Genomic DNA, 14,125 nt, shown 5'->3' with positions numbered 1-14,125 from the left:
TCACCGCGACTCTGACGCACTTCCCCGGCGTCAGAGCAGGCGGAGGGAGTCCTGGTCGGGCGGTGGAGGGCCCCCGACCAGCGACAACCAGCACCACACCCCACCCGAACGGACCAGGAGCACCGCATGAGCCAGGCGGACGCCGACGCGCTGCACGTCCCCGTGCTGCTCGAGCGCTGCCTCGACCTCCTGGCTCCCGCCGTCGGCGGCGCCGGAGCGGTCCTGATCGACGCGACGCTCGGCATGGGCGGGCACACCGAGGCCGCGCTCCGTCGCTTCCCCGACCTGCGCGTCGTCGGCATCGACCGCGACCCCCAGGCCCTGGAGCTCGCCACCGCGCGCCTCGCCCCGTTCGCCGGCCGCTTCGTCCCCGTGCGCGCCACCTACGACCACATCGACGACGTCGCGGCCGAGCACGGGCGCGACGGCCGCGTCCAGGGCGTGCTCATGGACCTCGGCGTCTCCTCGCTCCAGCTGGACGAGCCCACCCGCGGGTTCTCCTACGCCCATGACGCCCCGCTCGACATGCGCATGGACCAGTCCGCCGGGATCTCGGCCGCGGAGCTGCTCGCCACCGCCGACGAGGCGGAGCTGCGCCGCATCCTGCGCGTCTACGGCGAGGAGAAGTTCGCCGGCCGTATCGCCGCCGCCATCGTCCGCCGTCGGCAGACCGCCCCGCTCGAGCGGACCGGCGAGCTGGTCGAGATCGTCAGGGAGAACATCCCCCAGGCCGCCCGCCGCAGGGGCGGCAACCCCGCCAAGCGCACCTTCCAGGCCCTCCGCATCGCCGTCAACGGTGAGCTCGAGGTCCTGGAACGGGCTCTTCCCCGGGCGGTGGAGGCCCTCGCCGTCGGAGGGCGCATCGTCGTCGAGTCGTACCACTCCCTCGAGGACCGCGCCGTCAAGACGGTGCTCGCCGCCGGCGCCCGCAGCTCGGCGCCGGCGGACCTGCCCGTCGAGCCCGAGACGCACCGCCCCTACCTCGAGCTGCTCACGCGCGGCGCCGAGGAGGCCGACGACGAGGAGCGGGCCCGCAACCCCCGCGCGGCCTCCGTCCGCCTGCGCGCCGCACAACGCGTCCCGTCCCACCCCCCGACCACCTGCTCCCACCCCCTGACCGGAGCCACAGGAGGAATGCCGCATGAGCGCTGCAACCGCAGGCGCGACCAGAGCGACCGCGCCACGCCCGTCGTGGCGGCCACGCCTGGAGGTGGTGCCGAGTCCCGCCCCGGCGCGCAGCGTCGTCCCGTTCCTCCTGCTGTGCGCCGCCATCCTCGGCGGCGCCTGCTCGGGGTCCTCCTGCTCAACACCCAGATGGCGGCCACCTCCTACGAGATCCACGACAAGCAGGTGGCCCTGAACCAGCTCGACGAGACCGAGGCGTCCCTGCGGGCCCAGGTCGAGCAGGCCGGGTCGCCGACCGCGCTCGAGGGCCGGGCCAAGGAGCTGGGCATGGTCCCGGCCGAGGGCACCCGCTTCGTGCTCCTGGCCGACGGCAGCATCCTGGGGGCGGAGGAGCAGGGATGATCGCGCGCACCCTCGCGCAGGCGGGCCCGAGGCTGCGCCGGCAGGCCGTCCTCGTCCTCGTCCTCACCGTCCTACTCGTCTTCGGCGGCCGGCTGGTCTACGTCCAGGCCTTCCAGGGCCAGGACCTGGCCGACCAGGCGCGTGAGGACCGCACCCGCACGTCGCCGATCCGCGCGCCCCGCGGCGACATCGTCGACAGCGACGGCGAGATCCTCGCCACCTCGGTCGAGCGGTACAACGTCGGCGTCAACCAGCTCCGGGTGCGCAACTACGAGCTCACCGACGAGGAGACGGGCGAGGTCGTCTCGACCGGCGCCGCGGCCGCCGCCGAGGTGCTCGCGCCCCTGCTGGACCGCGACAAGGCCGAGCTCGGCGCCCAGATGGTGGGGGAGTCGACCTTCGTCTACCTCGCCAAGGGCCTGACTCCCGAGCAGTGGCGCGAGATCGACGCCCTGAACATCCCCGGCATCGAGCCGGAGGAGACGACGGAGCGGATCTACCCCAACGGCAGCACGGCCGGCAACGTCATCGGCTACGTCGGGCGAGACCGGCACGGCCTCGCCGGTCTCGAGCTGACCATGGACGACGTGCTCACCGGCAAGGACGGCTCGCTCACCGTCGAGATCGGCGGCACCGGCCAGGTCATCCCCACCGGCCACCGCGAGGAGGTGCCCGCCGTCCAGGGCCACACCGTCCACACCACGATCGACCGTGACCTCCAGCACGTCGCCCAGCGCAGCATCGACGAGGCCGTCGAGAAGCACGGTGGCGCCTGGGGCGCCGTCGTCGTCGAGGAGATCGGGACCGGCCGCATCCTCGCGCTGGCCGACTCGGGCACCGTCGACCCCGGCAGCTACCAGGACTGGGCACCCGAGGACCGCGGCTCGCGAGCCGTCTCGAGCCCCTACGAGCCCGGCTCCACCGGCAAGCTGCCCACCTTCGCGCTCGCGCTGGAGCAGGGCAGGATCGACCCCCGCACCGCGTTCACCGTGCCCGACACGCTGACCATGCCCAACGGGCAGACGTTCCACGACAACAGCCCGCACGAGATCCTGCACCTCACCACCACCGGCGCCCTGCAGATGTCGTCGAACACGGCGACCGTGCAGATCGGCGACATGGTCGACGACAGGGAGCGGTTCAACCTGCTGCGCGGACTCGGCTTCGGCCGGACCACCGGCATCGAGCTGCCCGGGGAGGCGGCCGGCGTCGTCCGGGACCCGGACGACTGGGACGGCCGCACCCGGTACACCACGATGTTCGGGCAGGGCATGTCCGTGACGCTCCTGCAGAACACCTCGATGGTGGCGACCCTCGGCAACGGCGGCGTCCGCGTCGACCCGCACATCGTCGACGGCACCACCGACGGCGACGACCAGTTCACCCCCACCGAGGTGGGTCCCGGCGAGCAGGTGCTCAGCGAGGAGACGGCGGACGCCATGCTGGCCATGATGGAGTCGGTCGTGCAGAAGGGCGGCACCGGCCCCCAGGGGGCGGTCGACGGCTACCGCGTCGCCGCGAAGACCGGTACCGCCGAGATCCTCGACGACGCGGGCGGGCTGTCCAACCGGCTCGGCTCCTACGTCGGCGTGGCGCCGGCCGAGAACCCGCGGGTGGCGGTCGGCGTCGTCGTCTACCGCGGTGCCGGCACCTCCTACGGCGGTACTGTCGCCGGCCCGACCTTCAGCGAGGTGATGGGCTTCGCCCTGCGCGACATGGGCGTCCCGCCGTCCACCGAGCCCACGCCGGACCTGCCGCTCGAGACGGGGCAGTGACCGCCCCGGATGGACGCGGCGCCCGGAGCGACAACAATGGGGCGGTGACCTCCTCCCGACCGACGCTGCGCACAGCCGTGCCTCCGCCCCGCCGCCTCGCCGAGCTCGTGGGCGCCTACCCGCTCACCGTCGTGGGGGAGGGCGGAGGGGGCTGGGAGAACGTGACCGTCCGGGGGGTCCGCGCGGACAACCGTGAGATCACCGGCGGGGAGCTCTTCGCGGCCCACACCGGCGGCCACGTCCACGGTGCCCGGTTCGCCCGCGCGGCCGTCGACGCCGGCGCCGCCGCCGTCCTGACCGACCCCGAGGGCCGTGAGCTGCTCTCCGCCGGCGACCCGCTGGGTGTCCCCGTGCTCGTGGCCGACGACGTTCCCGCCCTGCTCGGCGAGCTCGCCGCCGCCCTGTACGGCCGCCCCGCGGACCGGCTGGGCACCTTCGCGGTGACGGGCACGAACGGCAAGACCACCACCGTCTTCATGGTCGAGCACGCCCTGCGCGCCCTGGGGCGACGCACCGGCCTCATCGGCACCGTGGAGCTGCGGGTCGGTGACCGTGCGGTGCCGGCCACCCTGACGACGCCGCAGCCGGCCGACCTGCAGGCCCTCCTGGCCACGATGGTCGCCGAGGACGTCGACGACCTCGTCATGGAGGTCTCCTCCCACGCCCTCGCCCTGCACCGGGTGGACCCGGTGGTGTTCGACGTCGCGGGCTTCACCAACCTCACGCAGGACCACCTCGACTTCCACGAGACCCTCGAGGACTACTTCGACGCGAAGGCGGACCTGTTCACCCCTGCCCGGTCGCGCCGCGGCGTGGTGCTCGTGGACGACGAGTGGGGCCGGCGCCTCGCGGAGCGCTCCGCGACCGTCCACCCCGGGCGCCGTCGTCACCCTTGCCGTCCACGCCGGCACGGGCACCGGCCCGGACCCCGACTGGCGGGTGCGCGACGCGGCCGCGGACGGCACCGGCACCACCTTCACCCTCGCCCACCGCGACGGGCGCACGCTGCGCGCGCCGCCACCGCGGTCACGACGCCGCTGGCGGCCGCCGAGGCCACCCGGATGATGAGCCCGACGGCGACCGCGACCCGGGCGGGCACGCAACGGCCCGTCCCGGCCGAGGAGGACGAGGGCCGGAAGAAGTCCCGCTGGTGGGTCTGGCTGCTCGCGCTGCTCGGGTTGGCCGCCGCCGCCGGCATCGTCGCTCTCATCGTGACGAACGAGGAGGAGCCGCCGCCGCCCGAGATGGTCGCGGTCCCCGACATGACGGGGATGGACCAGGTAGAGGCGCGCCAGGAGCTCGAGGAGGCCGGGCTCGAACCCAGCATCGTCGACGACGTCCCCTCCGACACCGTCGAGGAGGGTCTGTTCGTGGAGTCGAGGCCGGCCGTGGGGACCGAGATCGAGGTCGGCGAGACCGTCGAGATCGCCTTCTCCTCCGGACCCGAGGCCGTGGAGGTGCCGAACGTCGTCGGCATGAGCCAGGACCAGGCGGCGAGCGCGCTCGAGTCCGCGGGCCTGGCGTCGGGGTCCGTGCAGGAGGTCAACGACCCCTCGGCCGCGCCGGGCGACGTCGTCGCCACGGACCCGGCCGCCGGCGAGTCCGCCGCCCCCGGTTCGCGGGTGAACCTGACGGTGGCCAGCAACTTCGCCGACCTGCCCGACCTGACCGGCCAGACCGAGGAGGAGGCCTCCGCGACGCTGGCGGGCCTGGACCTCAACGTGCGCATCACCCAGCAGGAGACCGCCGACGCCGAGCCGGGCACGGTCATCCAGCAGTCCCACCCGGCGGGCGCGGTCGAGCGAGGCACCACCGTCGCGCTCACCGTCGCGGTGGCGCCGCCGGAGCCGAGCCCCGAGCCGTCGGAGACCAGCGAGCCGCCGCCCGACGAGCCGTCGGACACCGCGCCGCCCGACGGCGACAACGGCAGCGGGAACGACTGACCGCGCCGGCGGTGCGACCCCGCCCGTGTCGTGCGCGTCTGCCGCGCGCGCGGGTGGCCGTCACGCCGCCGGGGTCCGGGCGCTGCCCCGTCAGGTCCTCGAAGCCCGGAACCTGACCGTCACGTCCTCGAGCCCGGAACCTGACCGTCGGGCGGGCGGGCGACCAGAAGCCGGGTGCCGGTGAGGTCCAGCCGGACCGTCCCGTCGGCGGACGAGAAGCGCAGGACCACGCCGGAACAGTCCGGGCAGCGGAGCACGAGCGCCGGTGCGTCGGCGTAGGCGGTGTACGTGGCGAGGGCGGCGGTGCGCGCGCAGCCCGCGCAGACGACCGTGGCGGCGGCCAGGTCGACCGTGAAGAGGTCCCGGAGCGGTCCGGCGGCGGCGTTCCCGTCCAGGCGGCGGGACGTGGTCTCGTCGTCGGCAGTCATCACTGACCTCCTGTCGCCCCGAACCGTTCGGTCCTGATCCGGTCGCTGTGGTGCCCGAGGGCCACCAGGCTGCGGGTGACGGCCTCCACGAAGCCGGTCGGCCCGCACACCAGGACGCGGGGGCGCTGCGCCGGCGGGACGGTGTGCGCGGCCAGGACCTCGGCACCCACCCGCCCGGTCAGGCCGGTCCACCCGGCCGGAGCGCCGCGGGTCAGGGTGACCAGGACGCTCACGCCCGGCGGCGGGTTCGCGAGGTCGCCACGTCCGATGACGTCGTCGTCGGTGCGGGCCGAGTAGAGCAGGCGCACCGGCACCGGGCTGGCGACCGCACGATGGTGGCCGATCATGGCGAGGAAGGGCACGACGCCGGAGCCGCCGGCGACGAGCTGGACCGCGCCGTCGGCCCCGTCCGGCCAGAGGAAGTAGCCCCCGATCGGCCCCCGCAGCTCGAGCAGGTCCCCGGCCCGCAGCACGTCCGTGAGGTACGGGGAGACCTCGCCGTCCGCGAGGCGCTCGACCACGAGCTCCAGCCGCGGATCCGTCGGGGCGGAGGCGATGGAGTAGCTGCGTTGCGCGGTGTAGCCGTCCTCCGCGGTCAGGCGCACGTCGAGGTGCTGGCCGGCCGCGTGCCCGGGCCAGTCCGGCGGGTCGAGGACGAGCCGCCAGGCCCGTGGTGTCTCCCGCCGGACGGCGAGCACCTCGGCGCGCTGCCAGCTCAGTCGCCGGCGTAGCGCTGCTCCTGCCACGGGTCACCTCGCTGGTGGTAGCCGAAGGTCTCCCAGAACCCGGGCTCGTCCTGCAGGACGAGCCTCAGGCCGCGGACCCATTTCGCGGACTTCCAGAGGTAGAGGTGCGGGACGAGAAGACGGGCGGGCCCGCCGTGCTCCGCGGGGAGCGGCTCGCCGTCGTACGTGTCGACGACCCACGCCATGCCGTCCCCGACGTCGTCGAGCGGCAGGTTGGTGGTGTACCCGCCGTCGCAGAACGCGACGACGTACCCGGCCTCGGTCTCCACGTCCTCGAGCAGGGTGCGCACCGCGACGCCCTCCCAGCTCGTCCCGAGCTTCGACCAGCTGGTCACGCAGTGGATGTCGGCCGTCACCGGCTCGCGCGGCAGCCGCCGGAACTCGTCCCAGGTCCAGCGGCGGACCCGGTCGACACTGCCCCCGACGGTGAAGTCCCACTGCTCCAGGGGCACGTGCGGCGTGGGCCCGGCGGAGAGCACCGGGAAGTCCTCGCCCACGTCGTGCTGTCCCGGCGGCAGCCTGCCGGGCTCGGCCGTGCGACGGCGGCCGGTGAACCCACGAGACACGAAGGACATGTGGTCCACCCCCTTGGGGACCGTTCCAGTGTGGCTCCGTGGCGGCGGTCTGCCTAGACCTCGCGCTCCGATGCGTGCGCCCGCCGCCGCGGAGACCCGCCGCACCGCGGACCTGCCGCACCGCGGACCTGCCGCTCCGGGGAATCGCACACCGGGGGACCGCCGGAGCGGTTCAGCCGCAGCGGCCGTTCAGCGACGCACGAGCGGGGCGAGGCCCTCGGAGCGGTCGACCGCGCCGTCGTCCCCGGTGACCGCGAGCCAGTTGGCCAGCAGCCGGTGTCCGCCCTGCGTGAGGACGGCCTCGGGGTGGAACTGCACGCCGTGCAGCGGCAGGGAACGGTGCTGCAGGCCCATGACGATCCCGTTCGCCGTCTCCGCGGTGACCTCGAGCTCGTCCGGCACGGTGTCGCGGACGACGGCGAGGGAGTGGTAGCGGGTCGCCGTGAACGGGCTCGCGAGCCCGGTGAAGACGCCGGACCCGTGGTGCGTGACGTCGGAGGTCTTGCCGTGCATGAGCTCGGGGGCATGGGTCACGACTCCGCCGAAGACCTCGCCGAGGGCCTGGTGCCCGAGACAGACCCCCAGCATCGGGAGGCCGCGCGCGGCGCACGTCTCGATGATCTCCATGGAGGCGCCCGCCTCCTTGGGGGTGCCGGGGCCGGGGGAGACCAGCACGCCGTCGTAGTCCTCGACGGATGCGGGCACGGCGTCGTTGCGCACGACGTCCGTCTCAGCCCCCAGCTGCTGGAGGTAGCCGACGATCGTGTAGACGAAGCTGTCGTAGTTGTCGACGACGAGGATCCGGGACATCAGTGCGCTCCCACGGTTCTGGCTGCTGGTTCACGGCCCTCGGAGGGGCGAAGAAGATACGTACCACGACCGTACGGCCGGCTCCTGCTGCGTCCGGCTCTCACGCGTCCTCCAGCACCTCGGCGTGCTGGAGCTGCATCGTCCCGGAGTACGCGGGCAGGTCCAGCTCCGACTGCGTGGTCATCGACCAGCCGAGACCGACGGCGTCGACGTACTGGAGGTAGACGGCCACGCCCGGCGAGGACCGGAGCGCGGCCTCGAGGCCGTCCGGGTCCCCGACGGCCTCGATGACGTAGGGCGGGGAGTAGGTCCGCCCGGCGATGTGCAGCACGTTGCCCACGCAGCGGACGCCCGTCGTGGAGACCACGCGGTGGCCCTGCACGGCCATGGCCTCGGCGCCGCCGGACCACAGGGCATTCATGACGGCCTCGAGATCCTGCTGGTGCACCACGAGGTCGTCGGGGGCGAATCCCGCTGGATCGCTCGCGCCTCCGTGCGGGGCGTCCCACAGCTGCACCTCGACGCCGGGGCCGCGAACGTCCTCCAGCCCGACGGCGGCAGAACCTTGCCCTTCGGTCCCCGGATCCGTGTCCGTCGGGTCCGTCTCCCCCTCGACGTACGGGGCGATGTCCGCCCGCAGCCGGGCGTTCTCCTGCTCGAGCCGCTCCAGGCGTTCGGCCTCGGCCCGTGCCAGCCCCTGGAGGTCCTGCGGCTGGCGTGTCCCGTCATCGGCGAAGACAGAGGCGTTCGCCGCGAAGAGCAGGCCGGCGACGAGGCCGACGACGCCCGTTCCTATGGAGATGCGGGGCCACGGGCGGCGCGGACGGCCTCCGACCTCACGGCCGGGCACCGGTGCGGCGGAAGCCCCCACAGTTCTCCTCCCGGGCGACGCGGCGCCGTGGATGAGCCGCGTGACGTGCATGCGACACTACGGTAGGTGATCGGCACGGCCCTCAGGGTCGCGCCTGGTGAAGTGTGCCCGGGAGCCCCCCCGGGCACAGACACGTGGGCCCCCTTCGGGGAGCGTCCGTGAGGAGAAGCAGGATGCCGGAGTCCAAGAAGCGCAAGAAGGCCACCCCGAACGGCGACCAGCCGCGTCCGGCGGCGACACCCGCCGCCAGCCCGCGGTGGTGGGCGCCCACCATGGTGACCCTCATGGTGCTCGGACTCGTCTCCGTCGTGCTCACCTATCTGACCAAGGGCAGCCTGCCCGTCCCCAGCCTCGGCAACTGGAACCTCGCGATCGGTTTCGGTGTGATGGTCGTGGGCTTCTTCATGACGCTGCGCTGGCGCTGAGGCCCCCAACCCGCTGTCCTAGCTCTAATGCCCAGGCACGTTGACGGCCGTCGATGACGGACCGTGCACCCCTCGGACGTCCCTGACCCGTCTCCCGGGACAGCTCGCGGTCGGCGCCGGAACGCTGTCGATCCCGCCGACCGCCCCGCTGCGGTCAGCGGACATCGTGATGCTCTCCAGGCGGACTATCGCCGCTCCGACGACCTGCCGAGGCCCCCATGCCGCACGGCGGCCGGGCCCGGCCAGGCCCGCGCCGTGCCAGCTCCCTGCTGGAGAGCTCGGATCGCCGCCCGCGCCGTCGCCCGGCGGTCCAGGGTGATCTTCCGTTGCGCACCTGAGGGACGCCGCCTGCTCGGTGAGGACGCCGGTCGCCTCGCGCCTCCTAGTGATCTCGCGGCGTCGCCCTGCTGCTGACGTCACGACTCGTCCGGGGCCCCTGGTGGTCACCGCACTTCCCGTTCCTGCCGTGGTCGCCACCCGCTCCCGGCCTCCACCCGCTCCCGGTGGGCGCCCGGTTAGCCCGCCGCATCCATCGCGGGCTTCGCCCCCGTCCGAGTCCCATCGGCGTCGCTCTCCGGCCGTCCACACCCTGTGACCCAGGCATCCACATCGGGTAACCGCGGAGTGTCCCCAACGCCACCCTGCCGTCCACACAGCCTCCTGTGGACATGTGGGTACCGGTGCCCGGCACCTGCCGCTCCACCTGTTGACGACCGCACGGCGCCGGCGGCGACGACAGCCTGTCAGGACTGGTATTCCGCCGGTCGGATCCTTTGAGCCAGTCAAACCACATGGGTGTAGTTCTCCACAGGGATCTGCACAGCTGTGGACCGACGCCGAGGGCGTTATCCACAGTTGTTCACACAGCGGTGGAAACTTACATCCGTGTAGTTGTCCCCAGCTGGGGACATACCTGTGGGTAACCAGCAAGAGCGCGTGGATGGTGGCCCTGCGGGCGCGGTGTGAGGGACCTACATCCGGGCCAGTGGCGGGGCCGTCGTCCGCAGCCCCCATGGTGGTCGTCCGCCGCCCCGCAGGGCGGATGTCTCCCACCCACGGTCCGGCGAACCCGCTGGCTTGGCGGCCGTCTCAGGCGGCACCGCCTCAGTGGCAGAGCGGGTCCAGGCCGCAATGCGTCGCAGAGCGGGCCCAGGCGAAGCCGCACGCGGGCACACCGCGGGCGACGACTCGGGTGAACATCCAGTCGCCAGCCCAGAGGGCCAGGCGGTCACGTCGGCGCTGCGGCGGAGCCCCGGGCAGGCGAGGCGGTCCGTGGCATCACGGGGCACAGGCACCCGCACCGGCACCCCGCCGCCCTCGGGGCCGACGGATATTGCGCGCCGTCGGTTGCCGCGCGTCGTCGGTTGCCGCGCTCGTACCGTGCCGTACTGCGCTCAGGCGCTGGCGTACCGCATGACGGTGAGAAGGATCAGAAGCAGCGCCAAGCCGGCCGTGGCGCTGACGCCGACGAGCGTGCGCTGCCGGCGCGGGGCGTAGACGTACGCCGCGGCGAGCACGGCACCGGTGATCGCGCCGCCCAGGTGGGACTGCCAGGAGATGCCGGCGAAGACGAAGCCGATCACGAAGTTCAGGACGATGAGCACGAGGATCTGGGTCGCGTCCCGGCCGAACCGGCGCAGCACGATAAATATCGCGGAGAAGAGCCCGAACACCGCTCCGGAGGCGCCGACGACTGGCGTGCTCCAGGAGACCCCGGCCGGGTCGGCCAGCAGCAGCACCGCCACCGAGCCGCCGATCGCGGAGAGGAGGTACAGCGAGATGAACCGCCATCGTCCGAGCGCCGGCTCGAGGACTGATCCGACCACCCACAGGGCGTACATGTTCAGCGCGAGGTGCAGCGTGCCGCCGTGGAGGAAGGCGGAGGTGAGGAACCGGTAGGGCTGCTGGTCGCCCAGCGCCGGCATGAAGATAAAGCTGTGGGCGACCATGAGGCCGGGCACCCGCTGGGCGAGGTAGATCACCACGCACATCGCGATGATCGTGATCGTGACGACGGGCCGACCCGCCCGCGCACGCCCGCCCAGGACCGTGCGTGGTGCAGGCACCCTAGCCCGCGCCTCGTTCACGCAGTCGACACACTGGATCCCGACGGCGGCCGGACGCTGGCACTCCGGGCAGGCGGGCCGTCCGCAGCGCTGGCACCGCACGTAGGAGACGCGGTCGGGGTGACGCGGGCAGACCGGCACCTGCGGGGTGCCGGTCAGCCCGGGTGCCTGCTCGGTCATCCGGCTACTCGGAGACGGTCACCGAGTTGATGGTGATGTCCTCGACGGGTCGGTCCATGGCACCGGTCGCGGTGCTGCCGATCTTGTCGACGACGGCGCGGGAGGCGGGGTCGACGACCTTGCCGAAGATCGTGTGCTTGCCCTGCAGCCAGGTGGTGGCCGCGGTCGTGATGAAGAACTGTGAGCCGTTGGTGCCGCGGCCCATGCGCTTGCCGGCGTTGGCCATGGCCAGGACGTAGGGCTCGGTGAAGTTGAGCTCGGGGTGGATCTCGTCGTCGAACTGGTAGCCGGGGCCACCGGTGCCGTTACCGAGGGGGTCCCCGCCCTGGATCATGAAGTTGGGGATGACGCGGTGGAAGATCACCCCGTCGTAGAGCGGACGGTTGGTCTGCTCGCCGGTCGCGGGGTCCGTCCAGGCCCGCTTCCCGGTGGCGAGCTCGGTGAAGTTCGCGACCGTCTTCGGTGCGTGGTTGGGGTAGAGCTCGACGGTGATGTCGCCTGCGGAGGTGTGCAGAGTGGCTTCCATGCCCCGATCCTCGCACGCCCGGACACGCTGCGGCACGGCGGGGTCACGGTCTCCGCCGTCGCCGGGGACCTCCGTCCCGGCACCGCGCCGCCGGCGGCCGCGAGGGCGGGCACCGGACGCGGGAACGATCCAAGAGCGGGCACGTTGGTCTCAGAGAGTGCAAGATGGGTCACAGGAGCGGGGGCCGCCGGGTGGCCCGCGCCGCCGCAGAACCTGTTTTCGAGACGATCAGGGAGAGCACATGTCGCGCAAGCGCAAGACCATCGAGGCGGAGCACGTCCGCAAGATCGACGTGGAGCGGATGCGCAAGCAGGCCGCCGAGCTCGGTGCGATCGCACAGGAGCAGGCCGCGCTGGCCGCCAAGCAGGCGACGCTCGCCGGACACCAGGCCGCCCACCTCGCCGAGCAGGGCAAGGAGTGGGCGACCCCGCGTGTCGAGGCCGCCGCGGCGTGGGCCGCGCCGAAGGTCGACAAGGCGTGGCGCGAGACGGTGAAGGCGACGGCCCCGAAGGTGGAGCACGCCACGGAGGCGGTCCGGCCCGTCGTCGACAACGCGTACGGACGGATCGTGGACGACTACCTGCCCCGGGTGCAGAAGGCGATGCACGACGCCGCCGACGCCGCCGCCTCGGCGAACGGCAAGGCGGGCAAGGCCGTCAAGGGCGCCAAGGCTGCAGCGGTGGCGAAGGGCGGCGCCAAGGCGGCCAAGGGCGGCGCCAAGGCCGCCGCCGCGGCGAAGGCCGGCAAGGCAGCCCGCAAGGCGCTGGCCGAGCAGCCTCCGAAGAGCCACGGGTTCGGCCGGACGCTCGGGTGGGTGCTCGTCGGTACGGCGGCCGCCGGCACCGGCTACCTGCTGTGGCGCCGGAGCCAGCCGGTCGACGACCCGTGGGCGGAGGAGTACTGGGAGGACACCACGGTGACCTCTCCGGCCGCCTCCACCGAGCCCGGCACCGCCGACAAGGCGAAGTCCGCGGCCGGCGGCGTGGCCTCGACGGCCAAGCAGAAGGCCAGCGAGATCAAGGACAAGCTGACCGAGGCGAAGGACACCGCCAAGCCCGGCCAGACCTGGGAGTCGGACCAGTCCAAGCCCGGCCAGGAGCATCGGGCCGAGGGTGAGGGCACGAGCGGCACGCCCGCCCCCTGATCCTCAGCGCACCGGACGCGGCTCCCCAGCGGGGGCCGCGTTCGTCGTTCCCGGGGCGTGCGGTTCCGTCGGACGCGCGGGCGGAGCAGAGTGCAGTGCGGTCAGGAATCGAGAAGCACGCTCGTGCGGCCGGGCCCTACCTTCGTGGACAGGCCCGGCACGACGCCGCGCCCCTGAGTCCCACGAGGAGCCGAAGATGCCCACGAACAACGCACCTGCCACGTCCGGAGGTTTTAGCGCCGAGGAACGCGCGGCGATGAAGGAACGCGCCGCCGAGCTGCGCGCCGAGGGCAGGGCGGGCGCGAAGAAGGCCGACGGCCTGCAGGCGGTGCTCGACGCCATCGCGAAGATGGCGCCGGAGGACCGCGCTCTCGCCGAGCGGGTGCACGTGACCGTGACCGGGAACGCTCCCGGCCTCTCGCCGAAGACCTGGTACGGGATGCCGGCCTACGCGAACGGAGACGGCAAGGTCGTCGTCTTCTTCCAGGAGTCGGGGAAGTTCAGCTACCGGTACTCGACCCTCGGCTTCCAGGACGTGGCGAACATCGACGACGGCGACATGTGGCCCGTCTCGTTCGCAGTCCTGCGCTGGAGCCCCGCCGTGGAGAAGCGGGTCGCCGAGCTGGTGAGGGCCGCGGTCTCGTAACAGTGCCGCCACGTCGGCACGCGGCAAGGACTGGCTGGCGATGGGCTCGGTCCACCTCGCCTCCCCGGGCGTGAGACGGCGGCGGTGCCGAGCCTGCGCCTGGCCCGGAAGGGCGTCGGGCGTCGACGCGTCCCGGGTTCTGCCGTCTCCTATGTCCTGCGGTGGATGTCCTGCGGTGGAGCCAACGGGACTCGAACCCGTAACCCCCTGCTTGCAAAGCAGGTGCGCTACCAATTGCGCCATGGCCCCTTGCGGCCCCGAGGGGCGCAGGTGGAACTACGCGGTCAGCGAGCGGGCTGCTCGCCGAAGCTGTCGGTGACCTCCGCCCACAGGTCCCGCTCCTCGCGGTCCTGCCGAACCTTGACCCAGGCGACGTAGCCCGCGATCGCGGCCGCGGTCAGCATCAGTGCCTTCTTCACGTCGGTACCTCCTGTGATGCCCCTCGGGGCCCGCAGGGGCGGTA

14 protein-coding genes and 1 tRNA gene are annotated in these 14,125 nt (G+C 73.0%); 6 read left to right on the top strand and 9 right to left on the bottom strand.

All coding sequences use genetic code 11. The features are described from left to right. The first annotated feature begins 126 nt into the window (after nucleotides 1–126). Genes rsmH through DA06_RS04130 form a run of 3 tightly spaced genes read left to right on the top strand, consistent with a single transcriptional unit; the run spans nucleotide 127 to nucleotide 5,245 of the window. Nucleotides 127–1,527 carry a 16S rRNA (cytosine(1402)-N(4))-methyltransferase RsmH gene (gene rsmH, locus DA06_RS04140; protein ID WP_418606920.1) on the top strand — a complete coding sequence of 467 codons (1,401 nt, stop codon included), beginning with the start codon at nucleotides 127–129 and terminating at the stop codon, nucleotides 1,525–1,527. Next, nucleotides 1,524–3,302, top strand: coding sequence for a peptidoglycan D,D-transpeptidase FtsI family protein (locus DA06_RS04135; RefSeq protein ID WP_043497528.1), 1,779 nt, complete (start codon nucleotides 1,524–1,526; stop codon nucleotides 3,300–3,302). The genes rsmH and DA06_RS04135 overlap by 4 nt, the downstream gene beginning before the upstream one ends. Before the next feature lie 44 nt (nucleotides 3,303–3,346). Further along, a complete protein-coding gene (locus tag DA06_RS04130) occupies nucleotides 3,347–5,245 on the top strand; it encodes a PASTA domain-containing protein (protein WP_418606917.1) in 1,899 nt (632 codons plus the stop codon). 119 nt (nucleotides 5,246–5,364) lie between these two features. On the opposite strand, the gene DA06_RS04125 is transcribed toward DA06_RS04130, so the two are convergent. From DA06_RS04125 to DA06_RS04105, 5 genes are all read right to left on the bottom strand, one after another. After that, nucleotides 5,365–5,673: a DUF6510 family protein gene (locus DA06_RS04125; protein ID WP_043497519.1), complete on the bottom strand. Its 309-nt coding sequence runs from the start codon at nucleotides 5,671–5,673 to the stop codon at nucleotides 5,365–5,367. Beyond that, entirely contained in the window at nucleotides 5,673–6,419 is a 747-nt protein-coding gene (locus DA06_RS04120) for a ferredoxin reductase (protein ID WP_043497518.1), read from the bottom strand. The genes DA06_RS04125 and DA06_RS04120 overlap by 1 nt, the downstream gene beginning before the upstream one ends. Further along, on the bottom strand, nucleotides 6,389–6,994 hold the full coding sequence (locus tag DA06_RS04115; RefSeq protein ID WP_043497516.1) for a sulfite oxidase-like oxidoreductase: 606 nt from the start codon (nucleotides 6,992–6,994) through the stop codon (nucleotides 6,389–6,391). The genes DA06_RS04120 and DA06_RS04115 overlap by 31 nt, the downstream gene beginning before the upstream one ends. 189 nt (nucleotides 6,995–7,183) lie before the next feature. Continuing rightward, on the bottom strand, nucleotides 7,184–7,804 hold the full coding sequence (locus tag DA06_RS04110) for an aminodeoxychorismate/anthranilate synthase component II (protein ID WP_043497514.1): 621 nt from the start codon (nucleotides 7,802–7,804) through the stop codon (nucleotides 7,184–7,186). A 100-nt stretch (nucleotides 7,805–7,904) separates the two neighbouring features. Further along, entirely contained in the window at nucleotides 7,905–8,675 is a 771-nt protein-coding gene (locus DA06_RS04105; RefSeq protein WP_418606914.1) for a DUF881 domain-containing protein, read from the bottom strand. Between the two features lie 173 nt (nucleotides 8,676–8,848). On the opposite strand from DA06_RS04105, the gene DA06_RS04100 reads away from it, so the two are divergent. Further along, nucleotides 8,849–9,100: a cell division protein CrgA gene (locus DA06_RS04100; protein WP_043497511.1), complete on the top strand. Its 252-nt coding sequence runs from the start codon at nucleotides 8,849–8,851 to the stop codon at nucleotides 9,098–9,100. Between the two features lie 1,394 nt (nucleotides 9,101–10,494). On the opposite strand, the gene DA06_RS04095 is transcribed toward DA06_RS04100, so the two are convergent. Together DA06_RS04095 and DA06_RS04090 are read right to left on the bottom strand one after the other, a co-directional pair. Continuing rightward, nucleotides 10,495–11,346: a rhomboid family intramembrane serine protease gene (locus DA06_RS04095; RefSeq protein ID WP_043497509.1), complete on the bottom strand. Its 852-nt coding sequence runs from the start codon at nucleotides 11,344–11,346 to the stop codon at nucleotides 10,495–10,497. 4 nt (nucleotides 11,347–11,350) lie between these two features. Further along, nucleotides 11,351–11,872, bottom strand: a complete 522-nt coding sequence (locus DA06_RS04090; RefSeq protein WP_043497508.1) for a peptidylprolyl isomerase — start codon at nucleotides 11,870–11,872, stop codon at nucleotides 11,351–11,353. A 241-nt stretch (nucleotides 11,873–12,113) separates the two neighbouring features. Here DA06_RS04090 and DA06_RS04085 point away from each other — a divergent pair, with 241 nt between their 5' ends. Both DA06_RS04085 and DA06_RS04080 read left to right on the top strand, forming a co-directional pair. Then, nucleotides 12,114–13,016, top strand: a complete 903-nt coding sequence (locus tag DA06_RS04085; protein WP_052436355.1) for a hypothetical protein — start codon at nucleotides 12,114–12,116, stop codon at nucleotides 13,014–13,016. A gap of 196 nt (nucleotides 13,017–13,212) precedes the next feature. Continuing rightward, complete coding sequence (locus tag DA06_RS04080) at nucleotides 13,213–13,662, top strand: iron chaperone (RefSeq protein ID WP_043497505.1); 450 nt, start codon at nucleotides 13,213–13,215, stop codon at nucleotides 13,660–13,662. A gap of 176 nt (nucleotides 13,663–13,838) precedes the next feature. On the opposite strand, the gene DA06_RS04075 is transcribed toward DA06_RS04080, so the two are convergent. Together DA06_RS04075 and DA06_RS04070 are read right to left on the bottom strand one after the other, a co-directional pair. Beyond that, a tRNA-Ala gene (locus DA06_RS04075) sits at nucleotides 13,839–13,911 on the bottom strand. Between the two features lie 35 nt (nucleotides 13,912–13,946). After that, on the bottom strand, nucleotides 13,947–14,081 hold the full coding sequence (locus DA06_RS04070; protein ID WP_418606600.1) for a DLW-39 family protein: 135 nt from the start codon (nucleotides 14,079–14,081) through the stop codon (nucleotides 13,947–13,949). Nucleotides 14,082–14,125 lie beyond the last annotated feature (44 nt).

The organism is Georgenia sp. SUBG003, from assembly GCF_000715355.2.
Classification (GTDB): Bacteria; Actinomycetota; Actinomycetes; order Actinomycetales; family Actinomycetaceae; genus Georgenia.
The sequence above is the reverse complement of the archived record's forward strand: the minus strand, read 5'-3'. Positions and strand labels throughout refer to the sequence as shown.